The organism is Variovorax durovernensis, from assembly GCF_977011995.1.
Genome location: NZ_CDRNCW010000002.1, coordinates 362,853 through 389,242, shown reverse-complemented (window position 1 = coordinate 389,242; position 26,390 = coordinate 362,853). Strand labels below are relative to the sequence as shown.

22 protein-coding genes are annotated in these 26,390 nt (G+C 68.7%); 9 read left to right on the top strand and 13 right to left on the bottom strand.

Going from position 1 to position 26,390, the window contains the following annotated elements; genetic code table 11:
- Genes ACWV14_RS33785 through ACWV14_RS33770 form a run of 4 tightly spaced genes read right to left on the bottom strand, consistent with a single transcriptional unit; the run spans position 1 to position 4,680 of the window.
- On the bottom strand, positions 1-1,344 hold the full coding sequence (locus ACWV14_RS33785) for an adenylosuccinate synthetase (RefSeq protein WP_454908175.1): 1,344 nt from the start codon (positions 1,342-1,344) through the stop codon (positions 1-3).
- A 7-nt stretch (positions 1,345-1,351) separates the two neighbouring features.
- Complete coding sequence (locus ACWV14_RS33780; protein WP_454908174.1) at positions 1,352-2,332, bottom strand: VWA domain-containing protein; 981 nt, start codon at positions 2,330-2,332, stop codon at positions 1,352-1,354.
- A gap of 37 nt (positions 2,333-2,369) precedes the next feature.
- Positions 2,370-3,356, bottom strand: a complete 987-nt coding sequence (locus ACWV14_RS33775; protein ID WP_454908173.1) for a protein kinase family protein — start codon at positions 3,354-3,356, stop codon at positions 2,370-2,372.
- Positions 3,357-3,366: 10 nt separating this feature from the next.
- Positions 3,367-4,680: a hemolysin family protein gene (locus ACWV14_RS33770; protein ID WP_454908172.1), complete on the bottom strand. Its 1,314-nt coding sequence runs from the start codon at positions 4,678-4,680 to the stop codon at positions 3,367-3,369.
- Between the two features lie 23 nt (positions 4,681-4,703).
- On the opposite strand from ACWV14_RS33770, the gene ACWV14_RS33765 reads away from it, so the two are divergent.
- Positions 4,704-5,546 (top strand): symmetrical bis(5'-nucleosyl)-tetraphosphatase, encoded by an 843-nt coding sequence (locus ACWV14_RS33765; protein WP_454908171.1) that lies wholly within the window; start codon positions 4,704-4,706, stop codon positions 5,544-5,546.
- Positions 5,547-5,563: 17 nt separating this feature from the next.
- Here ACWV14_RS33765 and ACWV14_RS33760 read toward each other — a convergent pair whose 3' ends face one another.
- Positions 5,564-7,120, bottom strand: coding sequence for a M20/M25/M40 family metallo-hydrolase (locus ACWV14_RS33760; RefSeq protein WP_454908170.1), 1,557 nt, complete (start codon positions 7,118-7,120; stop codon positions 5,564-5,566).
- 122 nt (positions 7,121-7,242) lie between these two features.
- Here ACWV14_RS33760 and ACWV14_RS33755 point away from each other — a divergent pair, with 122 nt between their 5' ends.
- Complete coding sequence (locus ACWV14_RS33755; RefSeq protein ID WP_454908169.1) at positions 7,243-8,160, top strand: LysR substrate-binding domain-containing protein; 918 nt, start codon at positions 7,243-7,245, stop codon at positions 8,158-8,160.
- Positions 8,161-8,170: 10 nt separating this feature from the next.
- Here the strand turns inward: ACWV14_RS33755 and ACWV14_RS33750 are convergent, their stop codons facing one another.
- The gene (locus ACWV14_RS33750) at positions 8,171-8,884 is read right to left on the bottom strand and encodes a GNAT family N-acetyltransferase (protein ID WP_454908168.1); all 714 of its coding nucleotides are present in this window, start codon (positions 8,882-8,884) and stop codon (positions 8,171-8,173) included.
- 95 nt (positions 8,885-8,979) lie between these two features.
- Between ACWV14_RS33750 and pdxR the strand changes: the two genes are divergently transcribed.
- A complete protein-coding gene (gene pdxR / locus ACWV14_RS33745; RefSeq protein WP_454908167.1) occupies positions 8,980-10,461 on the top strand; it encodes a MocR-like pyridoxine biosynthesis transcription factor PdxR in 1,482 nt (493 codons plus the stop codon).
- Between the two features lie 278 nt (positions 10,462-10,739).
- On the opposite strand, the gene ACWV14_RS33740 is transcribed toward pdxR, so the two are convergent.
- Entirely contained in the window at positions 10,740-11,657 is a 918-nt protein-coding gene (locus ACWV14_RS33740; RefSeq protein ID WP_454908166.1) for an AraC family transcriptional regulator, read from the bottom strand.
- A gap of 77 nt (positions 11,658-11,734) precedes the next feature.
- Positions 11,735-12,439, bottom strand: coding sequence for a fumarylacetoacetate hydrolase family protein (locus ACWV14_RS33735; RefSeq protein ID WP_454908165.1), 705 nt, complete (start codon positions 12,437-12,439; stop codon positions 11,735-11,737).
- A 419-nt stretch (positions 12,440-12,858) separates the two neighbouring features.
- Here ACWV14_RS33735 and ACWV14_RS33730 point away from each other — a divergent pair, with 419 nt between their 5' ends.
- Both ACWV14_RS33730 and ACWV14_RS33725 read left to right on the top strand, forming a co-directional pair.
- Complete coding sequence (locus ACWV14_RS33730) at positions 12,859-16,179, top strand: bifunctional diguanylate cyclase/phosphodiesterase (protein WP_454908164.1); 3,321 nt, start codon at positions 12,859-12,861, stop codon at positions 16,177-16,179.
- Between the two features lie 72 nt (positions 16,180-16,251).
- Complete coding sequence (locus tag ACWV14_RS33725; protein WP_454908163.1) at positions 16,252-16,827, top strand: glycine-rich domain-containing protein; 576 nt, start codon at positions 16,252-16,254, stop codon at positions 16,825-16,827.
- On the opposite strand, the gene ACWV14_RS33720 is transcribed toward ACWV14_RS33725, so the two are convergent.
- The 5 genes from ACWV14_RS33720 to ACWV14_RS33700 all read right to left on the bottom strand — a co-directional run bounded on the left by ACWV14_RS33720 (position 16,769) and on the right by ACWV14_RS33700 (position 21,791).
- Positions 16,769-17,749, bottom strand: coding sequence for an ABC transporter substrate-binding protein (locus ACWV14_RS33720; RefSeq protein ID WP_454908162.1), 981 nt, complete (start codon positions 17,747-17,749; stop codon positions 16,769-16,771). The two genes, ACWV14_RS33725 and ACWV14_RS33720, sit on opposite strands and share 59 nt — an antisense overlap.
- Positions 17,746-18,747, bottom strand: coding sequence for an ABC transporter substrate-binding protein (locus ACWV14_RS33715; protein ID WP_454908161.1), 1,002 nt, complete (start codon positions 18,745-18,747; stop codon positions 17,746-17,748). Before ACWV14_RS33715 ends, ACWV14_RS33720 begins: the two co-directional genes overlap by 4 nt.
- 2 nt (positions 18,748-18,749) lie before the next feature.
- Positions 18,750-19,574, bottom strand: a complete 825-nt coding sequence (locus ACWV14_RS33710) for a class II aldolase/adducin family protein (RefSeq protein WP_454908160.1) — start codon at positions 19,572-19,574, stop codon at positions 18,750-18,752.
- A 61-nt stretch (positions 19,575-19,635) separates the two neighbouring features.
- Positions 19,636-20,757 carry an LLM class flavin-dependent oxidoreductase gene (locus tag ACWV14_RS33705; protein ID WP_454908159.1) on the bottom strand — a complete coding sequence of 374 codons (1,122 nt, stop codon included), beginning with the start codon at positions 20,755-20,757 and terminating at the stop codon, positions 19,636-19,638.
- 32 nt (positions 20,758-20,789) lie between these two features.
- Positions 20,790-21,791, bottom strand: a complete 1,002-nt coding sequence (locus ACWV14_RS33700) for an ABC transporter substrate-binding protein (RefSeq protein ID WP_454908158.1) — start codon at positions 21,789-21,791, stop codon at positions 20,790-20,792.
- A 109-nt stretch (positions 21,792-21,900) separates the two neighbouring features.
- On the opposite strand from ACWV14_RS33700, the gene ACWV14_RS33695 reads away from it, so the two are divergent.
- Genes ACWV14_RS33695 through ACWV14_RS33680 form a run of 4 tightly spaced genes read left to right on the top strand, consistent with a single transcriptional unit; the run spans position 21,901 to position 26,370 of the window.
- Positions 21,901-23,145: an acyl-CoA dehydrogenase family protein gene (locus ACWV14_RS33695; RefSeq protein WP_454908157.1), complete on the top strand. Its 1,245-nt coding sequence runs from the start codon at positions 21,901-21,903 to the stop codon at positions 23,143-23,145.
- Positions 23,142-24,128, top strand: a complete 987-nt coding sequence (locus ACWV14_RS33690) for an ABC transporter substrate-binding protein (protein WP_454908156.1) — start codon at positions 23,142-23,144, stop codon at positions 24,126-24,128. The genes ACWV14_RS33695 and ACWV14_RS33690 overlap by 4 nt, the downstream gene beginning before the upstream one ends.
- The gene (locus ACWV14_RS33685; protein ID WP_454908155.1) at positions 24,125-24,730 is read left to right on the top strand and encodes a cysteine dioxygenase; all 606 of its coding nucleotides are present in this window, start codon (positions 24,125-24,127) and stop codon (positions 24,728-24,730) included. The genes ACWV14_RS33690 and ACWV14_RS33685 overlap by 4 nt, the downstream gene beginning before the upstream one ends.
- Positions 24,727-26,370 (top strand): rhodanese-related sulfurtransferase, encoded by a 1,644-nt coding sequence (locus tag ACWV14_RS33680; protein ID WP_454908154.1) that lies wholly within the window; start codon positions 24,727-24,729, stop codon positions 26,368-26,370. The genes ACWV14_RS33685 and ACWV14_RS33680 overlap by 4 nt, the downstream gene beginning before the upstream one ends.
- The last annotated feature ends 20 nt before the right edge of the window (positions 26,371-26,390 follow it).

Sequence of the window (26,390 nt, the reverse complement as noted above, 5' to 3'; positions counted from 1 at the left end):
TCAAGGAAGATGCTTGCGGTCGCGCACGGCCTCGCGCGTCGGGCCGAAAGCGCCGAAACGCACGGGCAAGCCGCTCAGTGCCTCGGCATGCGCGACCCATGCATGCGCCGTGGCAATGGGGTGCGGTTCATAGATGGGTTCGGCGCCATGCAGCAACTGCGTCAAAGCGTGCTGATGAGCGAGGTCCCGCACACCGCCGGCCGGCAGCGCGGTGAGGCGCCCTGCGTCCTCCGTGCGGTAGCCGGCGCACCAGTGCAACCCGGCGCCGTCAACGACGTCGAGGTGGCTCACCACCAGTCCGTCGAGTGCGCCGACCGCATCGAGCGCGTAGCGCAGCAGCACCGCATCGGGATGGCCCCTGCGGAACACGCCCTGCCAGCCCTCGTCCGCGTTGTGCGGCTCGCGCAGGCGCGCGTCGAGCGCCCGGTCGTGCGTCGGCAGCGGGCCCGGGCCGTGCCGCGTGAGGTAGCTTCGCAGCACGCCCAGGTGCTGCACCGGTGCGTCGATGCCCGCGTCGCGCAGCACGGCTTCGACCGCAGCCGTCGAGATCGTGCTCCACGTGGTGTGCGGATGGAAACCGCGCCACTCGTCGAGCAGCACGCCCTGCGCGCCTTCGAAGATCACGGTGCCAGTTCGTGCAAGGCGCTCGGCGATGCGGTCAGCGCCGGCGGGGGGCGATTGCGCCAGGCACGGCGCGACGGCATCGAGCCAGCGCTGTGCCAGCGATTCATCCTGCAGTACCGACAGTTCCTGCGCGGCATCGGCATGCGAGAAGGCCGTGTGCGCGAATTCGCGAAGCAGCGTGGTGCGCGAGGCCTGCAGCTTTTCGAGTGCAAGGGCTGGGGACGGCAGATCGCCGTAGTGCAAGGCCTCGTCCGGCGCGGCCAGCGCATGCCGTACGGTTTCACCAACGCCGACCCCGCAAGTGCCGTGCGCATCCGACCCGCGCGCCCATTCACGCAGCCGCCCCGCAGCCTGGTGGAACGGCGTCGTCACGCGGCAACGCGCATCGACCAGCAGGCGCGAGAAGGCGTCGTTCACGCCCGCGCGCCGCAGCGCCTCTTCCTCGACGCGCAGCGCCGTCGGGTGCACGACCACCGGGCTCGCCAGCAACGTACCGACGTCCGCATGAAAGCTGCCGGCACCGAACTGGGAGAAGGTGTGGTGGCGTCCGTCGGCCAGCACCACGTTGTGGCCCGCCTGCGCGCCGCCATTGAAGCGCACGACCGTGTGCGCCCCCAGCGCGCCGCTCAGATGATCGGTGAACAGCCCCTTGCCGCAGTCTCCGAAGCCGAGGCCGAGCAGCGAAACGTAGCGCGTGGCCGTGGCGGCTGCGGCGGTCACCCTGCCGTCAGCCGAAGAGCCGCTTCCACCACGACGAGCGCGGACCGGCCGCGGCGGTGGCCACGGCCGGTGGCGCACGGCGCGATGCCGTCGGATCGAGCAGCGCGGCATAGCCATCGAGCGCATGCAGCACGCCGCCGACGCGTTCCTTGGCCATGCCGGTGCCGCTCATGACGCCGGCCAGTGCCTCGAGGCTGGGCACGGCCTTCTCGGTGAGCGCGACGATGCCGGCGGCCACGGCACAGGCGTCGTCGGGCGAGTCCATGCAGATGACGTGGTCGCCCAGCAGCTCGCGCCAGCGGCCTTCGCAGCGGCGGCGGCGCTGCGCGTCGGGGATCAGGAAGAACAGGTTCGTGGTCTCGGCCGCGGCGGCAATGACTTCCTCGATGGGGATGTCCTCGTCGAGCTTCTCGCCGATCAGGCCTTCGACCTGATGGCGCGACACGGCGGGGTACGGCAACTCGTCGCCCGTGACGAACAGGTAGCCGCGCTTCTTGCGCTTGACCCAGCAGTCCATGTCGGTGTGCTGAGCCATGACATAGAAGGCCAGTTCGTAGCTTTCCTCGCCGGAGCCCCCTCCGCCGCCTTCGAGGTAGCTCCAGGTGAGCCACTGGTCCATGAGGTTGGCGGTCGATTCGAACTGCCCCACCTGCAGCGGCGCGTGGTCCGAGGTGGCGTCGCCGATGGCCATGAACATGAGCTGGGGGTCCGCCACGCCGCAGTCGGTGAGCAGCTTCATGAAGGTGGGCAGCTCCTTGCGCGCCAGGGTCTGCGGGATGTCGCCCATGGAACCGGTGACGTCGAGCGCGAAGACGATGCCCAGAGAATTGGGATGGTCGGCGTTGTCGCGCGACTCGCGCACCTTGAGCCCCTGCGGATTCATCAGCGGATGGGTGGAGCGCTGGGTGAAGACCTCGGCGCCGGGCTTGGCGGCGCGGTCGGCGATGAGTGCCGTGTGGGCGGCATGCGAGTAGTTTCCGTAGCCCATGTAGTGACTCCTTGATGCGGAAGGAAGATGAAGGGGGTCAGGCGCCGCGGTGCGGCGCGGGGTCGAAATGGACGAACTGCGGCACGCCGAACGCTTCGCGCGAGGCCGCCGAGAGCGCCTGCTCGATGCCTTGCGCGCCGAGCCGTTCGCAGGCGGCGGCGTCGTCACTGCACTGGCGCAGCAGCGCCGCAAGCGGCGAGGGGGTGCGCGCGCCGAAACCGGGGGCGTCGGCCGCATCACCCTCGCCGCCGTGCAGCAAGGCACGCACGGTCCACGCGGCCTGCATGAGGTCGCGCGCAGCCGCGGCCGCATGGGCCGAACCGGCGGCATGCTGTGCACGCGACCAGCCGATGAGCAGCACGCCGTGGTCGCGCGGATGCACGAGCGCATGCGCGGGCGACAGGCCGCGGTGCGTCCAGCCGGCGCCATGCACGAAGGCCAGCACCTCCAGCATGCGGCGCCAGATCCATACGGCATGGCGCGGGTCGATGCCCTTCGGATTGGCCTGTTCCACGTCCTGCAGGCTGCCCCAGAAGCCGGTGGGGTGGCGCAGCACCAGCGCCTGGCAGGCGCCATCGCCCAGCCCTTCGGCGACACCGGTGCCCACCGGCTGCGGCAGCCGGCGCGTGAAATAGGCGGCACCCGGAACCGACAGATCTTGCAAGGCTTGCAGCACAGAGGCTTCGCGCAGCAGCACGCCATTGGCTGCGCTGTCGCGGGCCAGCTTCATGGTCACGCGTTCGGGCAGCGCGCCCAGGCGCTCCGCGAGCAGCACCTCGCTGTGCTCGCCGGTGGCCAGCGGGGCCAGTACGCGATAACGCGCGCCGCGCCATGCAAGGACGCGCCCGCCGGGCACATCGGCACTCGCCCTGCGCAACGCGGCGCGGAAGCTCTCGCGCTCGACGGTTTCCTCGCCGCGCACGATGGTGGCGCCGCAATAGCTGCAGTCGACGGTGCGCCAGCGGGCAGCTCGCGGCAGCGGCGCAGAGCATTGCGGACAGCTGAGGGCAAGCAGCGACAGCATGGCCCGCGCCCTACTCGGCCTCGGCAGCCATCGCCGGATCGGGCGACGCCAGCACGCGGTCGATACGGCGGCCTTCGAGCGCAACGATCTGGAAGCACCAGCCGGCGCAGTCGATGTGCTCGCCGACCTCCGGCAGGTGGCCGGACACGGACATGAGCAAGCCGGCCACGGTGTTGTAGCGGCCTCGCTCTTCATCGGGCAGCTCGCGGATGCCCAGGCGCGCGCGCAATTCGGACACCGGCATGAGGCCGTCGAGCTCCCAAACGCCGTCGGACCGCTCGCGCGCCCAGGCGTCGGTCTGCATGCCGGGCTGCAGCTCGCCAGTGATGGCTTCGAGCAGATCGCGCGGGGTCATGAGTCCCTGCACCACGCCATATTCGTCGACCACGAACACGAGGCGCCCGGCGCGCTCGCGGAACTGCTCGAGCAGTTCCATGCCGGTGAGGGTCTCGGGCACGAACACCGCGGGCGTGGCTTCCTGGCCCAGCACGCCGGTGTGGGCCGCGCCGAGCCGCAGCAGGTGCGCCACGCTGATCACGCCGACCACGTCGTCGAGCGAGTTGCGGCACACCGGATACCAGGAATGCACGAGGTTGAGCGCGGCCGCGTCAGCCACCTTCTGCAGCGCCTGCCGCACGGTGAACGAGGCATCGAGCCATTCGATGTCGGCGCGTGGAATCATGAGCGACGACAGGCGCCTGTCATCGAGATGAAACACATTGCGCACCATCTGGTGCTCGTGCTGCTCGATGACGCCGGCGTCCACACCCTCTTCGAGGCTGGCCGAGATTTCTTCCTCCGTCACCGAGCGGGCCGCATTGGCGTCGATGCGCAGCAGCCTCAGCGTGGCGGCGGTAGCGCCCGCCAGCAGCCACACGAACGGCTTGGCCGCCTTGGCCAGTCCGCGCATGGGGCGCGCCACGAAGCGCGCCACCGGCTCGGGGTAGAGCTGGCCGATGCGCTTGGGCACCAGCTCGCCGAAGATGATGGTGAAGAAGGTGATGCAGGTGACGACCACGGCGGTGGACACCACGCTGGCGGTGCCGGCGCCCATGCCGACCGATTCCATCCACACCGCGAGCGGTGCCGCGAAGGCCGCCTCGCCGACGATACCGCTCAGCATGCCGATGGAGGTGATGCCGATCTGCACCGTGGACAGGAACTGGGTCGGCGACTCCATCAGCTTGAGCGCCGCCTCGGCGCCGGCGTCTCCCGTTTCGGCCAAGGCCGCGAGGCGTGCGCGGCGGCTGGTGGAAAGGGCCATTTCGGACATTGCGAACGCCGCGTTGAGCGTCGTCAGCAAGGCCAGCAGGAAGACATCCATGAACTGAGGGGGAGAATGAGGGAATGTCACTTTACTTGATTGGCGACCTGCAAGGCTGCGACGCCCCCCTCGGGCGGCTGCTGCAGAAGATCGATTTCTCCCCGAGCCGCGACACCATCGTGCTGCTCGGCGACCTGGTGAACCGGGGGCCCGATTCGCTCGCCGTACTGCGCCGCGTGCAGGGCTACGGTGCCTCGGCGCTGAGCCTGCTGGGCAACCACGACCTGCACCTGCTGGGCGTGGCGCACGGCGCGCGCAAGGCCGGCCGCAAGGACACCCTGGCCGAACTGCTGGCTGCGCCCGAAAGCGAAGCCCTGCTTGAATGGGTGCGCCAGCAGCACATGGCGCTGCACATGCGCATCGGCAGCGGCGATCTGCTGATGGTGCACGCTGGCGTGCTGCCGCAATGGACGGTGGCCGACACGCTGGTGCTGGCGTCAGAGGTCGAATCGGTGCTGCGCGGGCCGGCGCTGGGCGAGTTCCTGATGTCGATGTACGGCAACGAGCCGGCGCAATGGAGCTACACGCTCACGGGCAGCGCCCGGCTGCGCGCCATCGTCAATGCACTGACGCGGCTGCGTTTCTGCACGAGCGACGGCGTGATGGAGTTCGAAGCCAAGGACAGCGCGGCCACCGCGCCCGAGGGCTTCATGCCCTGGTTCGACGTGCCCGGGCGCAAGACGGCCAACGCCACCGTCGCCTTCGGCCACTGGTCGACGCTGGGCTGGCTCTCGCGGCCCGACCTGCTCTCGACCGACACGGGCTGCGTGTGGGGCGGCTGCCTGAGTGCGGTGCGCATCGGCGCGACGCTGGACGAGCGGGAGCTGATCCAGGTCGAGTGCGAGCAGGCGCAGAAGCCGGGCTGAAGCTCGGCTGAAAGACCTCAGAACGCCTGCGTCATCAGCCCGTACACGGTGCGCACGCCACTCACGTAGTTGCCCATGCGCAGGTTCTCGTTGGCTGCATGCTGGTTGTTGTCGGCGTTCACCAGCGGAATGATCGCGAAGGGCACCGGCAGCACGCGCACGATCTCGGCGGTGGGAACCGTGCCGCCCATCATCCGGATGCGCACCGGCTCGGGCTTGGCGCCGAAGGTGTCGCTCAGCGCCCTGTAGGCCCATTGCCCCACGGGCGATTCGATCTGCGAGCCCGCTGCTTCGCCACCCTCGCTCTGGTAGGAGAAGCTCGCGAGCTTGTCGTAGCGGCTGCGCTCCTCGTCGGTCGGTTCGCCCTTGACCAGGTGGTAGCCCTGGCGCTCGATGTGTTTCTGGATGAGCTGGCCGAGGTAGGTCGGATCGGAGTCGGGCGTGGTGCGAAGGTCCATTTCGGCCACGGCCTTGTCGGGCACGATGTTGGCCACCTTGTCGCCCACCGCTGCCGCCGCCATGCCGCGCACGTTCAGCGATGGGTACTGCATCGCCTCCTGGTAGTTGGCGCCGACCTTGTCGGTCTGGGCAATACCCAGGCGACGCTTGAGTGCGGCCTCGTCGTCGGGCACGGCGGCCATGATCTTGCGGTCGGCCTCGCCGATCTTCACGTGGTCGTAGTAGCCGGCCACCGTAACGCGGCCCTGATCGTTCTTCATCGAGGCCAGCAGGCTGGCCAGCCGCTGCGCCGGATTGGGCGCGTAGTTGCCATAGTGCCCGCTGTGCAGCGGCACCTTGGCACCGTACACCGTGAGCTGGGCTCTGGCCGCGCCGCGATTGCCGAACACCAGCGTGGGCCGGTTGGTGGCGTGCATGGGGCCATCGTGGATCACGATCGCGTCGCAGCGCAGCAGGTCGCGGTGCGCCTGCATCACCTTGCTGATCGACGGCGAGCCTTTTTCCTCCTCGCTGTCGAGGATCACCTTGACGTTGACCGCCGGCTGCCCGCCGCCGGCCTTCAGGGCGTCGATGGCCGCGAGCATCATCATGATCGGCCCCTTGTCGTCGGCCGACGCGCGGCCGAACACGCGCCACTCGGGGTCGAGCGGTCCGCTGAAGAGCGGCGCCGAATCGATCTCTTCCCATCCGCCGTTGGCTGCCCTGCGCTTGAGCACGGGCGTCCACGGGCTCTTTTGCGCCCATTGCGCGGGAATGACGGGCTGGCCATCGAGGTGCATGTAGAACAGCACCGTCTTGCGCGCGGGGTCGCTGCCCGGGTATTCGGCATAGAGCATCGGCTTGCCGTCGTTGGGCAACTGCCGCGTGGTGAAGCCGCGCTTGCGGAAGGCCTGCTCCAGCCATTCGACGTTCTTGCGGATGTCCTCCGGCGAGATCGCATCGTTGGGCAAGGACAGAAGCTCGAAGTACTCGCGATAGGTGGCCTGCGCATGGCGTTCGGCGTCGGCCGGGGAAAGTTCTCCGGCTGCGGCCATGCAGGTCATGCAGGCGCCTGCGAGCAAGGCCAGTGGGAGCAGCGCGAGCGGGCTGCGCGAGGTTCTGCGCTGTAAAGGCATGGGTGGCTTCCGCTTTGTGACAGTTGCGAGGCAGTCTAGGCAAACGCGTGCTTTTGAACAATTACCGATTTTTCGGGATATCTTTGCCTTTTTTGCAACGCAGCCAACCCGCGTCCGCCGCCATGTCCTCTCATCGCCTGCAGGAAACCTCGCTTCGCTACTTTCTCGAGGTGGTCCGCGGCGGCTCGCTGACCGAAGCGGCCACGCGCCTCAACGTCAGTGCATCGGCCATCAGCCGGCAGGTAGCCATGCTCGAGGAGTTGCTGGGCGTGCCGCTGTTCGAGCGCCGCCCGCGCGGCATGGCACCCAGCCCAGCCGGGGAGCTGCTGGCGGCGCACGCGCGACGCGGTGCGCTGGAAGCCGAGCGCGTTGTGTCCGACATCCAGGGACTGCAAGGCCTGCAGCGCGGGCATGTACGCATCGCCTGCTCGTCGGGCTTCGCGAACGAGTTCCTGCCGCAGGCCATCGTCGCGTTCCGCGCGCTGCACCCCGGCATCCAGTTCGAGCTGGAGGCCTGCGACCCCGCCGACGTGACCGAAGCCGTGCTGCTCGGCGATGCCGACATCGGCCTCACCTACAGCCGCGCCGCGGTACGGGGCGTTCGGGTGTCGCATCGCCAGGCGGCCTCGGTGTTCGCGTTGATGCGGCCCGACCATCCGCTGGCGAAGCAGCGCAGCGTGACGCTGGCGCAGATGCTGCCGTTTCCCATCGGGCTGTCGGGACCGGACACCACCGTGCGCCAGCTGTTCGACGTGGCCTGCAGCAACCGCGCAGTGGTGTTCGAGCCCGCGCTGGTGAGCAACCGTTTCGAGGCGCTCGCCAGCTTCGTGCTGCACGGCGGCGGCCTTGCGATTGCCGGCGAGATCACGGTGCGCGAACGCGTGCGGCGCGGCGAGTTGCATGCCGCGGAGATTCGCGAGCGCGGCATGCGGGCGCGCTCGGTCGAGCTGCAGACCTTGGCCGGGCGCACGCTGCCCGAGGTGGTGCGTGCCTTTCTCGACTTCCTGTGCAAAGCGCTGCCTGCGCCCGGTACGCAGTGACGATGCAGGCTCAGGAAGGCAGGCGGAACTTGTCGAGCGACATGCGCTGCTTGCCCTGCGCGTCGAAGTTCTCGGGCGCGAGCCAGCGCTCGAAGGCGGTGCGCAACGCCGGCCATTCGCTGTCGATGATCGAGAACCACGCCGTGTCGCGGCCGCGGCCCTTGTAGATCACGGCCTGGCGAAAGAGCCCTTCGTACTGGAAACCCAGCCGCAAGGCCGCGCGCTTCGAAGGCTCGTTGAAGTTGTCGCACTTCCATTCGTGGCGGCGGTAGCCGAGTTCGTCGAAGACGAGCTTCATCAGCAGGTATTGCGCCTCGGTGGACATCGGCGTGTGCTTGAGCAGCGGCGAGAAATTGACGGTGCCGACTTCGATGACTCCATTGGCGGGATCGATGCGCATCAACGCCAACGAGCCAATGGCGCGGCCGCTTTGCCTGTCGATGACGGCGAAGTGCATCGGGTCGGTGCTCTTCGCAATGCGCTCGGCGTAGGCCCGGGTGCTGTCGATGTCAGCGGGCCGCTCGATGCCCAGGTAGGTCCAGTCGCGGCCGTCCGGGGCTTGCGCGTAGGCGGCGTACAGGTCGTCGGTGTGCTTTGCTGCATCGAGCGGCTCGAGGGTGCAGAAACGGCCCTCGAGGGAGCGGCGCGGCGGCAGGGAACGAGGGGTCCATCCGGGCAGGTCCGGGCCGATGGACTGGCCGAATTCGTTGTGGCGGACTGGCATGCGGGTGTCTTTCTGAAAAGCTGGAACGGCAAGGTCGGAGGACGTAAAGTACCCGCATCGTGGCTCCAATGAAAGTGCCATGAATTCCTTATTCCATGGTGCCACGCCGACTCCCTTCCCCCACCGCCCTGCTCGAATCTCCTCTCGTGAAGGAGCGCGACGCCGGCTCGATGCAGCGCCAGCTGCACGACCGGCTCAAGCGCGCCATCCTCGACGGCAGCCTTGCGCCGGGCAGCCGCCTGCCCGGTTCGCGCGCACTCGCCGAGGCGCTCGCCATCTCGCGCAACACCGTCACCGCAACCTACGAGCATCTGGCGGCCGAGGGCTATGTGTGGTCCGACCGGCAGGGCACGCGCGTGACCGAGCTCTCGTCGCCCGCCCGTCTGCCGAAGCGCGCAGGCAAACCAGCCGCCGCGCTCACCACCGCGCTGCGCCTCGCGAACATCAAGCCCGGCGTGTCACGCGCCGAGACAGAGATGGCACTGCGCCCCGGCGTGCCCGCGCTATCGCACTTTCCGTCGGCCGCATGGCGGCGCGCGCTCGACCGGGCGATTCGCGACGCCGGCTCTGCCGCGCTGGGCTACGGCGACCCGCTGGGCGAGCCGCCGCTGCGCGCAGCCATCGCGCGGCATCTGTCGGTGGCACGCGGCGTGCGCTGCGAACCGCATCAGCTCGTCATTGCCGAAGGCGCGCAGGAAGCCATCTCGCTGTGCGTGCGGCTGCTCTCCAACCCCGGCGACATCGGCTGGGTCGAAGACCCGGGCTACCGCGGCGTGAAGGCTGCCATGCATGCGGGCGACATGCGCATCGTGCCCGTGCGGGTCGATGCCGAAGGCCTGTGCGTGAGCGAACGCGACTGGCAGAAGCACCCGCCCCGGCTGATCTACGCCACGCCCTCGCACCAATACCCGGTGGGTTCCGTGCTGAGCATCGCGCGCCGCCTCGACCTGATCGCGCAGGCCCGCCTGCACGGCGCGTGGATCGTCGAGGACGACTACGACAGCGAGTTCCGCCACACGGGCGAGCCCATCGGTGCGATGCAGGGGCTGGTGGACGACGCGCCCGTGCTCTACGTCGGCACCTTCAGCAAGACGATGTTTCCCTCGCTGCGGCTGGGCTTTCTTGTGCTGCCTGCCCAGCTGATGTCCGCCGTGCAGGCGCCGTTGGAAGAAATGCTGCGCGGCGGACATCGCCACGAGCAGCTGGCCATGGCCGACTTCATCGAGAGCGGCCAATTCAGCCGGCACCTGGGCCGCATGCGCCGGCTATACCGCGACCGGCAGCAGGCGCTGCGCCTCGCGCTGAACAAGCATTTGAAGGTGCCGCATGAAATCGAAGGCGGATACTGCGGCCTGCACCTCACGATACGGTTGCCCGCGCTCTATGACGACCGCCGCATCGCAACCGAGGCGCTGCGCCATCGCATTGCGCCCACGCCGCTGTCGGGCTTTGCGCTGCAGCCCATGCCCTTGGACAACGGGCTGGTGCTGGGCTACGGCAACACGCCAGCTGAACTCTTCGAACCGCTGGTGAAGCGGTTGTCGCAATTGGCGCAGGCGGCGATGTCGACAGACTGAGAGCCCTTTTGTCCATCAGCCTCTACCACCTACCGCTTGAGGCAGCCGACCCGCTTGCCAAGGGCGAAGACGCCAGGTTTCCGAAGGAATGTGAAAGCGACAGTGGAATGGGGGAGCCTGAAGAGAAGCCCGTGCAAACGGGCGCTGTGATGACGCCGCCCGTCCATCGAGCACAAGGCAAGTTGAGCAAAGCCGATGAGATCGAGTTCTTGAAGCGATGCCACACAGGACGTGAAGCAACTGCGAGCAGTTGCACATAGGCACGTCCTCGGTGCGAATCACCCTCGCTTGCTCACCACATGCTCCCGCCGAAAGTTGCGCGGCGTGCTCCCCACCCACTGCCGGAAGCGCCGGTTGAAGTACGCCTCGTCCGCAAACCCGCACTGGTGCGCGATCTCCCGCACCAGCAGCGAGGTGGACGACAGCAGTTCCTTCGCGCGCTCGATGCGCCGCTCGGTCACCAGGTCGGTGAAGGTGCGGTCGGTCTCCTTGCGCAGCAGGTTGGCCAGGTAGTTGGGCGACAGGAACGCGGCTGCGGCTGCATCGGTGAGCGAGAGGGGCTTGTCGAGGTTGTCGCGCACGTAGCGCACCACGCGCTGCAACGCGTCGTGCTGCGAGGTCTTGCCGTCGTGTTGCAGCGAGAGCCGCATCAGCGCCTGCTCCTGCCGCATGCAGGCCAGCGCGATGATCTGCTGCACGATGCCGCGCATGGCGATCTTGGCGCCGAAGCTGCGGCCCGCGTTCAACGTGTGCAGTTCGTCGAGCCAGCCGCGCACGCGTGCGAAGTCGGCCTCGTCGAAGGCGAAATCGACGTACTCCTGGAACAGGAAAGGCGCGAGGTCGGGGTAGCGTGCGAGGGGCACGTCGTCGAGGTCGAGCGCATCCACGTCCAGCTCGGGCCACAGGAAGCGCTGGTCGAAGTTGACGATGCAGTACAGCGCCTCGGGTGGATGCGGAATCACGTGCACGCGGTACGGCAGCACGAAGCTCAGGTGGCGCGGTCCGAAGGGGCGCACCTCGCCGCCGATGGCCTGCTGCGAATGCCCTTCGATACCGATCTGGATCTGGAAGTACGCATGCCGGTGCGGCAGCGTGAGCTCGTTGCGCGCGCCCTGGAAGCGGATGTCGAAGTCGAGGTGGTCGGCACGCTCGTGCATGCCGTAGGTGCGGACTGACGTGGGATGAGAGGGGCGCATCGGGGCTGGCGTGGCGGCAGGCTTCTGGCCGCGAGGGTACGCCAACTTCCAGCCCGACGCGCGGGCTGTCTTCAAGCTCAGACGACCACGACCTCCAGTGCGCCGACGCCCGCCACGGTGCCGCGCATGCGGTCGCCGCGCTGCACGGCCGCCACGCCGGCGGGCGTGCCGGTGAAGATCAGGTCGCCCGGCTGCAGGGTGAACAGGGTCGACAGGTAGGCGATGGTGTCGGGCACGTTCCAGATCATGTCGCCCAGGTCGCCGACCTGGCGCTGCGCGCCGTTCACTTCCAGGCGGATCTCGCCCGCCGCAGGATGGCCGGCCTTGGCCACGGGCACCAGCTCACCGCAGGGCGCGGAGCCGTCGAAGGCCTTGCCGGTGTCCCAGGGGCGGCCCATTTTCTTGGCCTCGGACTGCAGGTCGCGGCGGGTCATGTCGAGGCCGACGGCGTAGCCGTACACATGGGCAAGCGCGTCCGAAGCGGCGATTTCCGACCCACCGGTCTTGAGCGCAACCACCAGTTCGATCTCGTGGTGCACGTCCTTCGACAGCGTGGGGTAGGCGAACTCGCCGCCGTCCGCGACGATGGCGCTGGCCGGCTTCATGAAGAAGAACGGCGGCTCGCGGTCGGGGTTGTGGCCCATCTCGCGGGCATGTTCGGAGTAGTTGCGGCCCACGCAGAAGATGCGGTTGACCGGGAAGCGCGCGCGCTCGCCCTGGATGGGCAGCGAGTGAACGGGCGCGGGGGCGATGGCGTAGAGGGTGTCGGTGGCGGAAGTCATGCAACGACTCTAGCCAGCGGCACCGCGCCCCCGGGGGACGCATCTATGCGAGTCTTGGACTTGGCTACGTTTTCGCTCCTCCCCGGGGCGGCACCTGTCCATCGCTTGATCCAGCGCAACACCGCCCGGTATGGCGGCGCGCAACATGGCTCCCGGTCCTTTGCGGAAGGACCCTGGAAGGAACGCATGTCTCCCCCATCGAATGCAGGTCTTTGCCTTGCAAAATTAATTCTTAAGCATTCGAATCTGGGGCAAGTCGCCGGCCTCGGCATGCCCCGACTCCCGCCGAGACAAATAGCGTGACGCTCTCCCGCCAGCCATATACATTGCGCCAACGATGCAACCTGCTGCGTTCTCTGCCGTGCCGCGCTGCTGCACACAGAGCTAATCGGCCTGTGTCAACGACAGGATCAAGTCCGATGTCATTGTCCGTGTGGGTCAGGATCCGTTTGCCGGTATTGATCTTCGTGGTCGGCACGGCGATCTCGATCGCCCTCGGCGTCTCCGCCCGCCAGGAGATCGGGCGCAGCGCCCAGGCGCACTTCGACGCCGCCGCCCTCGATCTGGCACGCAAGGTCGAAGCCCGCTTCGATGACTACATTGCCGTCCTGATCGGCCTGCGCGCACGGTTCAATACCTCCGAGACCGTGACCCGGAGCGACTTCAGGGACTACGTCGCGGGGTTGAACCTGGCGAGCGCCTACCCCGGCTTCCAGGCTGTCAACTACGCGCCCCTGATTGCGGCCGACGCAAGGCAGTCCTTCGAGGAACAGGTCCGCGGCGATGCGAGCCTGGGCGCCGGCGTTGCCTCCGGCTTCGCCATCAAGCCACCCGGAGAGCGGAGCACCTACTACCCGCTGATCTACATCGAGCCTCAGGCCGGCAACGAGAAGCTGCTCGGCAACGACCTGGGTGCGATGCCCGACAGGGGAGACGCGCTCGAGCAGGGGCGCGACACCGGCGGGCTCGTCATGTCGGGCCGCAAGGTGCGCATCCCGGGCCGCGAGTCCGACGTCGGACTGGCGATGCGGCTGCCGGTCTATCGGCCGGGACAACCGCTCGATACGGTCGAACAGCGGCGCAGCGCCTATGTCGGTTCGGTCGGCGCGGGCTTCAGCGTCGCGGGAATGCTGGGCGATGTGGCAGGCACCGATGCCGCCGGGGCGCCCCGGCTGCGCCTGATCGATGCCGGGCCGGGCCGGGGGGCGATCGGGACACGCGTCGAGACCAGGTTCGTGGCGCCGACCTCGTTCGGCGAGCGGCAGCTGCTTTTCGACAGCGCGGCCTCTGCGAAGCCCGCTGCCGCACCGGCGAGCAGCCTCGATCGCATGCTCGGCTTCGAATTGGGCGGCCGCTCCTGGCTGGTGGAGATCGCCCAGGACGAGGCCCAGGTCTTCGGCCCGCTCGACAAGGCCATCCCGTGGCTCATCGTCCTCGGCGGCCTGGCCACCAGCATGCTGCTTGCCGGCATCGTCTTCTCATTGACTTCCTCGCGCAGCCGGGCCCAGCTCCTGGCGAACGAGATGACCCACCACCTTCGCAGGAGCGAGCGGCAGTTGGAGGAAGCCCAGCACCTGGCAAGCCTGGGCAGCTGGATCCTCGACCTCGAGACCGGAGCCCTGCAGTGCTCCGAAGAAGCCCGGCGCATCCTGGGCTTCGAGACCGGAGTCTCGCAGCCGGACCTGCCCACGCTGCTCTTGCGTGTTCCAGCCACGGAACGTCCCGAGGTGGAACGGCGGATCGCATGGGCCTCGCAGTCCACGGAACGCAGCGAATTCGAGCACCGCCTGTGCCTGCCCGACGGCACCGAACGCTGGCTTCATGTCATCGCCCAGTCGGCCGAGGATGAAGGCAGGCGCTTGGTGCGCGGCACCGTGCGCGACGCCACGCGGCTGCGCAAGGATGCGTTGCGCCAGAAGCTCGAATACAGGATCGCTCGGCTGCTCGCCGGCGACGGCAGGACCGAGACGGTGATCGCGCTGGCGCTGGAGGCGGTATGCATCGACCTGCGCTGGGACTGCGGCGCGTTGTGGAGCGTCGGCGACGACGGCCAGGCTCGCTGCGCCGCGGCCTGGCATGCAGGCCACGACCTGGCGCTGCAGCAGTTCGTCGACGCCAGCCGGTCGATCACCTACCGGCCGAGCGAAGGTTCGCTGGGCCGCGCCTGGGGAATCGGCGGCGTCGTGCGCATCGACACGCTGGCGGCTCCGGGCCATTTCGCGCGCGATGCAATGGCCCGCCAGGCCGGACTGGCCGTCGGCCTCATCGTGCCGATCACCACCGCCGATACGACCACGGCGCTGGAACTCTTCGGCTCCAATCCGCAAGTTGCCGACGCCGAGACACTGGAATCCCTGCGCGTGATCACCTTGCAGATCGCCCAGTACAAGCAACGCAAGCTGGCCGAGCGAAGTCTTCGCTTCATCGCCAGCCACGACGAATTGACCGGCCTGCTCAATCGGGCCGCGCTGCAGCACGAGCTTGCCCACGCCATCAGGCGCAGCAACCGCCAGCAGAAGCCGTTCGCGGTGATGTTCGTCGACCTGGATCGCTTCAAGCACATCAACGACACGCTGGGCCACGGTGTGGGCGACCAGATGATCAGGATCTGCGGCGAGCGCCTGACAGCGCTGCTGCGCGATACCGATGTCGTGGCGCGTTTTGGCGGCGATGAGTTCGTGCTGCTGCTGGAGAACCTGTCCGGCCCGAAGGATGCCGTGGTGCTCGCCGAAAAGGTGCTGGCCTGCTGCGCAGAGCCGTTCGTCATCGAGGGACGCGAACTGCACGTCAGTGCCAGCGTTGGCGTGAGCCTCTATCCGGAGAACGGCAACGATGCCGAAGCGCTCTTGAAGAACGCCGACACCGCGATGTACCGCGCCAAGGAAAAGGGCCGCAACACCTACCGGTTCTACGCGGCAAAGATGAATGCACGGAGCACCGAACAGCTGATGCTCGAGAGCGCGCTGCGCCATGCCCAGGAGCGTGGCGAGCTGGAGATGTATTACCAGCCGAAGATGAACCTGCAGACCCAGCACATCTCCGGTGTCGAGGCGCTGATGCGCTGGCACCATCCGCTTCTGGGCACGATTTCGCCGACACAGTTCATTCCGATCGCCGAAGAGACCGGCCTGATCGTGTCCATGGGAAAGTGGGCGCTGGAGCGGGCCTGCGCCGATTCGCGTTCGTGGCAGAAATCCGGTTTGCCCGAGGTACTGGTGAGCGTCAACCTGTCGCCGCGCCAATTCGAAAGCCGCACGCTCATCGCCGACATACGGGCCGCCCTGACGGCCTCGGGCCTGGAGCCTGCACTGCTGGAGCTGGAGATCACCGAAGGCGCGGTGATGGCGAACCCCGAGCATGCGACGAAGCTGCTGCGCACCATTCGGGAAATGGGCATCGGCCTGGCCATCGACGATTTCGGTACAGGCTACTCCTCGCTCTCTTACCTGAAGCACTTCCCGCTGTCGACGGTGAAGATCGATCGCTCCTTCATCAACGACCTGACGCGCGACGCCGACGCACGAGCGCTCATCGACGGCATCATCACCCTGGCCCACGGCTTGCGGATGAAAGTGGTGGCCGAGGGCATCGAGACCATGGCCCAGCTCGACTACCTGCGCAGCCACGGATGCGACGAGGCCCAGGGCTATTGGCTGTGCAAGCCCGTGCCCTGCGACGAGGTGCGCGATTTCATGGCGCATCACCTGCGCAACCAGTTTGCTCCATCGGTGGCGGCCTGACGGCCGGACCTTCGAAGCAATCGTCCCCGGGCACGTTCGCCCGGACCTTCCAGTCACTCAACAGGAGCATTCATGACTCATTCCACCCAAGCCAGGACTCTGGAGCAGACGATCGCCGCGATCGAGGCGCTCGACCTCACGCTGATCAAGTTCAAGGCCTGCCGCAAGGAGGACGGCTACGGCTGGTCGGCAGGCTACGCGGATCGGATGGAGGTGGCCTACAAGCACTACCTGATGCTGCACGCCAGGCACCCCGACCTGACGCTCGCTCCGGAGCAGGACGTGGACCGCTTCTGGCACATGCACATTCTGGACACGAGAAAGTACGCGGCCGATTGCGAGGCCACCTTCGGCTACTTCCTGCACCACTTCCCGTACCTCGGCCTGCGCGGAGAGGAAGACGCCAAGGCCCTGCAGGCGGCCTATCTGGAGATGCAGCGCCTGTCCGTCGAGGAATTCGGCGAGCCGCCGGCCAAGAATGCAGCCGCATGGTGCTCTCTGGAGGCGGCCGAACCCGCGGCAGCATGGTGTTCGCTCGAGGCGGACAAGACTTCGGCCGCATGGTGCTCGCTCGACGCGGGGCAGGAAGCTAGCCAGCCACCCCGAAGCCTGTATCGAACGTCCCCTTCACATCAAGCGGCTGCTTGATGAGCCCGACCCGCCGGTAGAAGTCCGCCGTCCCCTGCTGGTCCGCGATGACCTGCGCGTCGATGGCCACCCACTTCTGCTGGCGGCGTTCGAACTGCAGCTTCGCGGCCTCGGGCGGAATGCCGATGATCCGCGCCAGCGCGGCCGAATAGGCGTCGACGTTGCGGTACGACCAGAGCTGCGCCTTCACCACGCGCTGCAGAAAGTCCTGCAGCACCGGGCGCTTGGCGGCATTGGCGCTATCGGTGGCCGCGAGGTAGCTCAGGCCGGGCAGCAGCCCGCGCCCGCTGACGAGCACCCGCGCATGGTTGCTGACCTCGGCCAGCGCCGTGTACGGCTCCCAGGTGGCCCAGGCATCGACCGAGCCCTGCGTCAGCGCAAGCTTGGCGTCGGCGGGTGCGAGGAAGCGGATGTTCACGTCCTCGGGCTTCAGGCCGGCTGAAGTGATGGCCTTGAGCGTGACGTAGTGGCCGATGGAGCCGCGGTTGGTCGCGATGCTCTTGCCCTTGAGGTCGGCGGCGGTCTTCAGCGGCGAATCGGGGCGCACCAGCACGGCCGTGCCGTAGGAGTCGGAGCGATTCGCACCGATGGCCTTCACGCGCGTGCCGGCCGCCAGCGCGAAGATCAGCGGTGCGTCGCCGATGGGGCCCGAATCGACCGCGGCCGCATTGAGCGCCTCGGCCAGCGGCGCGGCGGCCGGGAACTCCGACCACTGGATGTCGTAGCCCAGCCCCTCCAGGCCGCCTGCAGCTTCGAGCAGCGCGCGCAGGCCGCCCTTCTGGTCGCCGGCCTTGAGCACCGGCCGGCCCTGCGCGTAAACGAGAGCAGGCAAAGCGGCGACGGCGGCGGCCACCGATGCGCCCTGGACGAGAAACCGGCGGCGTGAACGATGGACAGTCATGAACGTGCTGTTGTTGCTCATGCGAGCGGATCGAAGGAAACATGGTCGGCAAAGCGCACCGGGTCCGTGCTCTTCTTGAGCACGCCCACGCCGCGAAAATCGCGTGCGTAGAACTCGACCTCGTCGCGCAGCTTGCGGCCCAGCGGATGGTGCTGGTGCGTGAGCGTGCCCAGCAGCGCACGCAGGTCTTCCACCGCCACGTTGGGCGAGTACTTGGCGAAGAGCCTGGCCGACTCGTTCGGGTTCTCGGCCACGTAGTCGGAGGCCTGTGCGATGGCGCGCACCAGCGAGGCGACGGTCGCCTTGTCCTTGCGCACGAGCTCGCCGCGCGCGCCGACGATGCAGCACACCTTGTCCTTGTACTCACCCGAAAGATTGCTCGCCACCTCGACGTAGGCGCCCTGGTTGCGCTTCTCGATCAGGTAGATGTTGGGGTCGCCGTCGGCAATGGCCTGGATCTCGCCCTTCTTCACCGCGATGTCGAGCAGGTCGGCCGGGTACTGGCGCCAGGTGACGTCCTTGTCGGCATCGATGCCGTTCTTCGTGAGCAGGATCGAGAAGAAGTTCTTGCCCGGGCTCGCGATGTCGGACACGCCGATGACCTTGCCCTTGAGGCTCGCAAGCGTAGTGACGCCCGCGCTCTTCGCGCCCACCAGCCGCACGCAGCCGCCGTGCGAGCTGCCGACGATCTTCACGTCGAAGCCCGATTCGAGCGGCTTGAGCCAGCGGTGGATCATGCCCACGGCCGCATCGGCCTTGGCGGTGGCCAGCGACTCCAGCAACTGGTCGGTGGAGCCGGTGTAGTTGATGAGATCGACCTGCAGGCCGTTGCGCTCGAAGTAGCCGCGCTCCTGCGCCACTACCACGGGAGACAGGCAGAAAGCGGCAGCGTTCCATGCGAAGGTGAGCTTGCGCGACGACTGCGAGAAGGCCTGCGAGGCGATCAGGCCGCCCGATGCGACCACGGCGGCCGCGCCGCCGGCGCGCAGCATGCCGCGGCGGGAAAGGGTTGCGTTCATCTTCACAGCAGCAGCTCGGGCTCGGCCTCGACCAGGCCTTCGTAGAGGCTGTCGAAAGAATGGATCGCGCCTTCGGGGCCGCCGATCTGGCTGTGCGTGTGGCGCGCGGTGGCCTCGTCGATGGGCTGCGGCTTGCCGGCGGCCTCTGCCAGCAGTTGCGTGTGGCAGGCGTTGTCCAGCGCGATGTACCACCACGCGGCGGCCTCCACCGTGGGGCCGGCCGTCAGGATGCCGTGGTTCTTGAGGATCGCGCCCTTCCTGTCGCCCAGCGCATGTGCGATGCGATCGCCCTCGCTGGTGTCGACCACCATGCCGGTGAAGTCGTCGAACAGCGCCACGTCGTCGTGGAACACGCAGCTGTCCTGCGTGAGGGTGTCGAGCTTGCGGCCCAGCGTGGACCAGGCCTTGCCGTAGGTCGAGTGCGTGTGGGCGGCAGCGATGATCTTCGGGTTGTGCTCGTGGATGGCCGCATGGATGGCGAAGGCGGCCTTGTTGAGCGGGCGATCGCCGATGACGGTCTCGCCCTTCGAATTGACGAGCAGCAGGTCGGACACCCTGATGCGCGAGAAATGGATGCCCAGCGGGTTGACCCAGAAGTGGTCGGTCAGCTCGGGGTCGCGCGCGGTGATGTGTCCGGCCAGCCCCTGCGCGAAGCCGAAGCGCGCGAACAGGCGGAAGGCCCCGGCCAGGCGCTCCTGCCGATGGCGGCGCTCGGCCTGCACGGTGGGACGCGGGGGCACGGGGTCGAACCAGTACTTCTGCCGCGGGTTCGGGTTGAGCTTCAGCGGCTGGGGGGCGTTGCGGTCGATGGAGAGAACGGCGCTCATGGGGTTTCCTACGTGTTCGGTTTTCTTGCTCCTCCCCCAGAGGGGGAGAGAGAAAGTCAGATCAGGCGGCTTTGCGGATGGACGCGGCGCGCTGCGCCACCAGTTCGCGCGTGCGCGGAATCAGCTCGCGCCCGTAGTCCAGCGCATCCTCCAGCGGGTCGAAGCCGCGGATCAGGAAGGTCGTCACGCCCAGGTCGTAGTAGTCCAGCAACGCATCGGCCACCTGCTCGGGCGTGCCGACCAGAGCGGTGCTGTTCGAGCGTCCGCCGATCTCCTGCGCCACGGCCGTCCACAGGCGCTTGTCGAGCCGCGAGCCTTTCTCGGCCGCGGCCAGCAGGCGCTTGGCGCCTTCGCTTTGCTGCGGGCCGCCGCGGTTGTAGCCCTGCACCACGCGCAGGCGCCTGGTCTCGGCAAGGATGCTCTCCGCGCGGGCCCATGCAGCCTCTTCGGTCTGCGCCAGGATCGGCCGGAACGACACCGAGAAACGCACGCTGCGCCCGTGCTTCGCTGCTTCGGCACGCACGCGCGTGGTCAGCTCGCGCGCCTGGTCGAGCGACTCGCCCCACAGCGCATACACGTCGGCGTACTTGCCCGCGACCGGAATCGCGGCCTCCGAGGCCCCGCCGAAATACACCGGCACGTGCGGCTTGCCGTTGCGCGTCTGCAGCGGCTTGACTTCGGAGAACGCGTTCTGGAAGCGGTAGTGCGCGCCTTCGTGGTCGAAGGGCTTCTCGGCCGTCCACACCTTGTGCAGCACTTCGAGGTACTCGTCGGTGCGGGCATAGCGCTGGTCGTGGTCGAGCCAGTCGCCGTCGCGGCGCTGTTCCTCGTCGGAGCCGCCGGAGATGTAGTGCACGCCGAGCCGCCCGCCGCTGAACTGGTCGAGCGAGGCGAACTGCCGCGCCGCCAGCGTGGGCGCGACAAAGCCTGGGCGATGCGCGAACATGAAGTGGATGCGCTCGGTCACCGAGGCGGCATGCGCCACCGTGAGCGTGGCGTCGGGGCTGGTCGAGTGGTGCGGCACCAGCACGCGGTCGAAGCCGGCGGTCTCGTGCGCCTGCGCGAAGGCGCGCACGTAGTCGCGGTCGAGCGCCGGGCCCTTGGCCGGGTGGATCTCCGAGACCTTCTGGCCCTGGATCATGCCGATGAATTCGACGACGCCGTCTTGCTGTGGCTGGCTCATGTTGTTGTCCTTGTCTTGGTTGGAAGGGGAAATCAGGCGGCGGGCAGGCGCAGCAGGTTCTCGAAGCTGCGGTCCCACAGGGGCTTCACGTCGGCCGGGCCGTCGAGCACGCCGATCTTCAGGAAGGTGTCGGCCACGTCCTGGTGGCTGCGCACCACGGCGTCGCTGACGGGGCCCAGGCTGTAGTCGCCGCTGCGGCCGTTGAAGAGCTCGACGATGTCGCCCACCGGCACGCGCGTCTCGGCCGACTGCGCGCGGGCGTACGTCAGGAAGTTGCCGTTGCTCCACGCGAAGGCGCGCTGCAGGCGCTGCAGCAGGTCGGCCAGCGCGGCACGGCGCGGTGCATCGTCCAGCGCGCGCGGGTTGGCGTAGATGGGGAAGTTGCCCGACAGGTAGCCCACGCCGGTCTTGATGGTGCGCGCACCGTACTGCGTGCGCGCAAGCTGGCCGTTGTAGCCGTAGATGGCCCAGGCATCCAGATCACCCCGCGCAAAGGCCGAGAGGCCGTCCGACGGCGTGAGGCTCACGGCCTGGATGTCGCTGAACGACAGGCCCGCCTCGGCCAGCTGCTTGGCCAGGTAGTAGTGCGAGGTGGTGGCGCGCACATAGCCCACGCGCCTGCCCTTGAAGTCGGCGATGGTGCGGATCGGCGCGTCCTTGCGCGCCAGCGTGGCCTGGTTGTTCAGGTCTTCGTGCGTCACGGCCACCAGCCTCACGCTGGACTTCTGCCGCGCCGCGAACACCGGCGGGATCTCGCTGCCCGAGCCCAGGTCGAGCGCGTCGCCGTTGATGGCCTCGATGTGCAGCACGCCGTTGTTGAGCTCGCGCCAGTCGATCTTGTAAGGCGTATTGGCCTGGCCGGATGCCGCCAGCAGCGGCCGCCAGAGCCCCTTGTACGTGCCCACGCGCAGCGTGACGCCCGACAGGTCGGCCGACGGCGCGGCGGCCCGGGCCCAGCCGGCCGAAGCCGCCGCGCCCCATGCGGCGGCTGCCTGCAGCAGGCGGCGCCGTTCCAACGAGAGATCTGGTTTCATGCACCGGACCGTACCCAGAGGCGGCACGGATGCAAACACAGAAAAACGAGTTTGCATATGCGGGATGCATCGTTTTCCGGCGCCGGACGGCCGGCTACCGTGCATGACCATGAGTGCACTCCCCTTGCGACGCCCCTCGTCCACGACCGAGGAACATCCATCCGCGCCCCCGGGCGGCCTGGCCGCGCCCGCGCTGCTGGCGCAGCTGTCGGCCCGCTTCGCCGCCACCGCGGCCGATCACGACCACAGCGGCGCCTTCCCGCGCGAGAACTTCGACGCGCTGCAGGCGCACGGGCTGATCGGCCTGGTGGCGCCCGCCGCCTACGGTGGCGGCGGCGCCACGCTGGCCACGGCGCGGCGCGTGATTGCGGCCGTATCGCGCGGCGAGCCGGCCACCGCGCTGATCCTCACCATGACCTATCTGCAGCACCACGCGCTGACACGCGGCGACAGCCGCTGGCCGCCGCACCTGCGCGAACGCGTGGCGCGCGACGCGGTGGAGCACGGCGCGCTGATCAACGCGCTGCGCGTGGAGCCCGCCCTGGGCTCCCCCGCGCGCGGCGGCCTGCCGGCCACCGTGGCGCGACGCGATGCCGACGGCTGGAAGATCGACGGCCACAAGCTCTATACGACTGGCATCGAAGGGCTCTCGTGGCTCGCGGTGTGGGCCCGCACCGACGAACCCGCACCGCGCACCGGCGTGTTCCTGGTGCCGCGCCAGGCCCCCGGTGTGCGCGTGATCGCAAGCTGGGACCACCTGGGCCTGCGGGCCTCGGGCAGCCACGAGGTGGTGTTCGAGAACGTCGCCGTCGGCGCGGACCACGCCGTCGACCTGCGTGCACCTGCCGACTGGGCGCCCGACGCCGGCAGCCAGACCGACATCGACGCCCACGCCACGCAGCAGGCTTGGATGACCGTGCTGCTCGGCACCCTCTACAACGGCGTGGCCACGGCCGCGCGCGACTGGCTGGCCGGCTTCCTGAACGAGCGCGCGCCCGGCAGTCTCGGCGCACCGCTGGCGAGCCTGCCGCGCGTGCAGGAGCACGTGGGCGAGATCGAAGCGCTGCTGCGAACCAACCGCGTGCTGCTCGACGACGCCACCGCCGCCGTCGACGACGGCCAGGCACAACCCGCGGCCGACAGCGGCCTGCTGAAATACACGGTCACGGGCAATGCGGTGCGTGCGGTCGAACTGGCGCTGCAGCTCAGCGGCAACCACGGCCTGACGCGGCACAACCCGCTGGAGCGGCACTACCGCGACGTGCTGTGCAGCCGCATCCACACGCCGCAGAACGACGCGATCCTGGTTGCGGCGGGCAAGCGCGCGCTGCTGCCTTCGGGAGGTGCCGCATGACCTCGCTGCTTTTCTCCAGGGCCTCCCGCCGCGGCTGGCTCAAGCAGGGCGCCGCGCTGTCGCTGGCCGCCACCGGTTCGCTGCGTGCATTCGCCCAGGCGCAGCCGCAGGCCACGCTGGTGCTCGGCGACCAGGCCGGTGGCCTGCGCTCGCTGTTCGAGGCTTCGCGCGCGCTCGACGGCGCGCCGTTCGCCTATCGCTGGGCCAACTTCCAGGGCGCCGCGCCGCTGTTCGAGGCACAGCGCGGCGCGGCGGTCGACACGGCCATGGCCGGCGATCTGCCGGTGCTGGCCGCCGCCGTCGGCAAGACGCCGCTGAAGATCGTCGCCACCCGTGTCGGCAAGGCCGATTCGCTGGGCATCGTCGTGCAGCAGGATTCGCCGCTGCGCAGCGTGGCGGACCTGCGCGGCAAGACGGTGATCGTGTCGTCGGCGCGCGGCAGCATCTCGCAATACCAGCTGTACGGCGCGCTCGAGGAGGCCGGCGTGAAGCGCGACGAGGTGACGGTGAAATTCGTGCTGCCGACCGATGCGGCCGCCGCCTTCGCCTCGCGGCAGATCGACGCCTGGGCCATCTTCGATCCGTACTACACCATCGCGGTGCAGCAGGGCGGGCGCATCCTGCGCGACGGGCGCGGCATCAACACCGCGCTGGGCTTCATCACCGCGAGCGAGCATTCGCTGGCCGACCCGGCCCGGCGCGCGGCCATCGTGCAGTTCCTCGACCGGCTGGGCCGCGCGGGCGACTGGGCGCTGGCCAACCCCGAGGCCTATGCACAGGCTTACAGCCAACTCACAAGGCTGCCGATCGAGGCTTCCCGCATCATCACCGCGCGGGCGTCGGTGGCGGGCCGGCCGGTGAGCGAGGCGGACATCGCCGCGTTGCAGGCCGTGGCCGACCGCTCGGCGCGCGACGGCATCCTGCCCGTGCGGGTGGATGTGCGCGCGATCACCGACACGCAACTCTGGAAGCGCGCCGCGTGATCGCGCCGCTTCGCGACTTCGTCGGCGCCTTCGGTCGGCTGCTCGACGGCGCACCCGACGAGCCCCGCATTCTTTCGGAAGGCGGCGCGTTGCTGCGCACGCTGGTGGCGCGCGACGACTGGCTGCCCGAGGCCTTCGCGCAGCCCGACCCGACGCGCTACCAGCAGTTCCTGCTGCATGCGGACAGCACCGAGCGCTTCTCGGTCGTGAGCTTCGTGTGGGGGCCGGGGCAGGCCACGCCGGTGCACGACCACACGGTGTGGGGGCTGATCGGCATGCTGCGCGGTGCCGAGTACAGCCAGGGCTATGCGCTCGATGCGCAAGGCCGTGCACAGGCGAAGGGCGAGGCGGTGCGGCTCGATGCCGGCGACGTGGAAGCGGTGTCGCCCACTGTCGGCGACCTGCACCGCGTGCACAACGCGCATGCGGACCGGGTGTCGATCAGCATCCACGTCTACGGCGCGAACATCGGCGCCGTGCGGCGTCATACTTACCCGCCGGAGGGCGGACGCAAGCCCTTCGTCTCCGGATACTCCAACACGCTGCTGCCCAACCTGTGGGACCGCTCCGCCGAACTCAGATCTTCTTCGACCGCCGCATGACGACTGCTTCCTTTCCCCTCCTGTCCTTTGCCGCCGTGCGCGAGCGCCTGCTGTCCCGCGAAGAAACCGCGCTGCTCGACGTGCGCGAGGAAGACCCGTTCGCGCAGGAACACCCGCTGTGGGCCGCGAACCTGCCACTCTCGCGCATCGAGATCGAAGCGTGGCGGCGCATTCCGCGGCGCGACACGCTGATCGTGCTGTACGGCGAACACGGCGGCACCGACCTCGCGCCGCTGGCCGCCAAGGCATTCGCCGGGCTGGGCTACACCAACGTCCATCTGCTCGACGGCGGCCTCGAGGGCTGGCGCAAGGCGGGCGGCGAGCTGTTCCGCGACGTGAACGTGCCGAGCAAGTCCTTCGGCGAACTGGTCGAACACGAGCGGCAGACGCCGTCCCTGTCGGCGCCCGAGGTGAAAGCGCTGATCGACGCCAAGGCCGACGTGGTGGTGCTCGACGCGCGCCGCTTCGACGAATACCAGACGATGAGCATTCCTTCGGCCACCAGCGTGCCCGGCGCGGAACTGGTGCTGCGGGTGCGCGAGCTGGCGCCCGACCCGGCCACGCAGGTGATCGTGAATTGCGCGGGCCGCACGCGCAGCATCATCGGCACGCAGTCGCTGGTGAACGCCGGCATTCCGAACCCGGTGGCGGCCCTGCGCAACGGCACGATCGGCTGGAAGCTGGCAGGGCAGGTGCTGGACCACGGCGCCGGCCGGCAGGCTCCCGCCGCGGTGTCCGACGCGCATCGCGCACGGGCGCAGGCCGACGCGCGTCGCGTGGCCGATGCGGCCGGCGTGCGGCGCATCGACCTGGCCGCGCTGCAGGCATTGGAGGCGCCAGGACGCACCGTGTATCGCTTCGACGTGCGCACGCCCGAGGAATACGCGGCGGGCCACCTGCCGGGCTTTGCGAGCGCGCCCGGCGGCCAGCTGGTGCAGGAGACCGATCACCAGGTGCCGGTACGCGGCGCGCGCATCGTGCTGGCGGACGACGACGGGGTGCGCGCATCGATGAGCGCCTCGTGGCTCGCACAGATGGGATGGGAGGTCTATGTGCCGCACGCCGTGCCCGAGGCCGCGGCGTTCAGCGAGAAGGTGGCCCCCGCGCCCGCCTACCCGCCCGTCGGGGCCGTGGTGGCGGAGATCACGCCCGGCGAACTCTCCGCGCTTCTTGGGCAGACGTCGTCCGGCACGGCAGTGATCGACGTGACCACGAGCGCCAACTACGTCCGGCGCCACATCCCGGGCGCGTGGTACGCGATCCGTGCGCAACTGGCGCATGCGCTGGACGCGGTCATTCCCGCGTCGCGCCGCTACGTGCTGACCTGCGGCAGCAGCCTGCTCGCGCGCTACGCGGCGGCCGATGTCCGCGCCCTGCTCGATGCACAGGGCAAGGCCGATGTCGAAGTGCTGGTGCTGGCGGGCGGCAACGCGGCATGGTTTGCCGCGGGCCTCGAAGCCGAGAGCGGCGAGACGCGCCTTGCGACACCGCGCACCGACCGCTACCGCCGGCCCTACGAAGGCACCGATGCGCCCGCGCAAGCGATGCAGGCCTATCTCGATTGGGAGTACGGCCTGGTGGCGCAGTTGGGCCGCGATGGAACCCATCATTTCAGCGTGCTTGAAGTGCAAGCGTTTTGAAAGGATGACAACACGGCGGT

What these genes read in the sequence shown, in the direction of transcription:
- ACWV14_RS33780 (WP_454908174.1), bottom strand. Translation starts at nt 2,332, where the DNA reads ATGGGCTACGGAAACTACTCGCATGCCGCCCACACGGCACTCATCGCC.
- ACWV14_RS33775 (WP_454908173.1), bottom strand. Translation starts at nt 3,356, where the DNA reads ATGCTGTCGCTGCTTGCCCTCAGCTGTCCGCAATGCTCTGCGCCGCTG.
- ACWV14_RS33770 (WP_454908172.1), bottom strand. Translation starts at nt 4,680, where the DNA reads ATGGATGTCTTCCTGCTGGCCTTGCTGACGACGCTCAACGCGGCGTTC.
- ACWV14_RS33765 (WP_454908171.1), top strand. Translation starts at nt 4,704, where the DNA reads ATGTCACTTTACTTGATTGGCGACCTGCAAGGCTGCGACGCCCCCCTC.
- ACWV14_RS33760 (WP_454908170.1), bottom strand. Translation starts at nt 7,120, where the DNA reads ATGCCTTTACAGCGCAGAACCTCGCGCAGCCCGCTCGCGCTGCTCCCA.
- ACWV14_RS33755 (WP_454908169.1), top strand. Translation starts at nt 7,243, where the DNA reads ATGTCCTCTCATCGCCTGCAGGAAACCTCGCTTCGCTACTTTCTCGAG.
- ACWV14_RS33750 (WP_454908168.1), bottom strand. Translation starts at nt 8,884, where the DNA reads ATGCCAGTCCGCCACAACGAATTCGGCCAGTCCATCGGCCCGGACCTG.
- pdxR (WP_454908167.1), top strand. Translation starts at nt 8,980, where the DNA reads ATGGTGCCACGCCGACTCCCTTCCCCCACCGCCCTGCTCGAATCTCCT.
- ACWV14_RS33740 (WP_454908166.1), bottom strand. Translation starts at nt 11,657, where the DNA reads ATGCGCCCCTCTCATCCCACGTCAGTCCGCACCTACGGCATGCACGAG.
- ACWV14_RS33735 (WP_454908165.1), bottom strand. Translation starts at nt 12,439, where the DNA reads ATGACTTCCGCCACCGACACCCTCTACGCCATCGCCCCCGCGCCCGTT.
- ACWV14_RS33730 (WP_454908164.1), top strand. Translation starts at nt 12,859, where the DNA reads ATGTCATTGTCCGTGTGGGTCAGGATCCGTTTGCCGGTATTGATCTTC.
- ACWV14_RS33725 (WP_454908163.1), top strand. Translation starts at nt 16,252, where the DNA reads ATGACTCATTCCACCCAAGCCAGGACTCTGGAGCAGACGATCGCCGCG.
- ACWV14_RS33720 (WP_454908162.1), bottom strand. Translation starts at nt 17,749, where the DNA reads ATGAGCAACAACAGCACGTTCATGACTGTCCATCGTTCACGCCGCCGG.
- ACWV14_RS33715 (WP_454908161.1), bottom strand. Translation starts at nt 18,747, where the DNA reads ATGAACGCAACCCTTTCCCGCCGCGGCATGCTGCGCGCCGGCGGCGCG.
- ACWV14_RS33710 (WP_454908160.1), bottom strand. Translation starts at nt 19,574, where the DNA reads ATGAGCGCCGTTCTCTCCATCGACCGCAACGCCCCCCAGCCGCTGAAG.
- ACWV14_RS33705 (WP_454908159.1), bottom strand. Translation starts at nt 20,757, where the DNA reads ATGAGCCAGCCACAGCAAGACGGCGTCGTCGAATTCATCGGCATGATC.
- ACWV14_RS33700 (WP_454908158.1), bottom strand. Translation starts at nt 21,791, where the DNA reads ATGAAACCAGATCTCTCGTTGGAACGGCGCCGCCTGCTGCAGGCAGCC.
- ACWV14_RS33695 (WP_454908157.1), top strand. Translation starts at nt 21,901, where the DNA reads ATGAGTGCACTCCCCTTGCGACGCCCCTCGTCCACGACCGAGGAACAT.
- ACWV14_RS33690 (WP_454908156.1), top strand. Translation starts at nt 23,142, where the DNA reads ATGACCTCGCTGCTTTTCTCCAGGGCCTCCCGCCGCGGCTGGCTCAAG.
- ACWV14_RS33680 (WP_454908154.1), top strand. Translation starts at nt 24,727, where the DNA reads ATGACGACTGCTTCCTTTCCCCTCCTGTCCTTTGCCGCCGTGCGCGAG.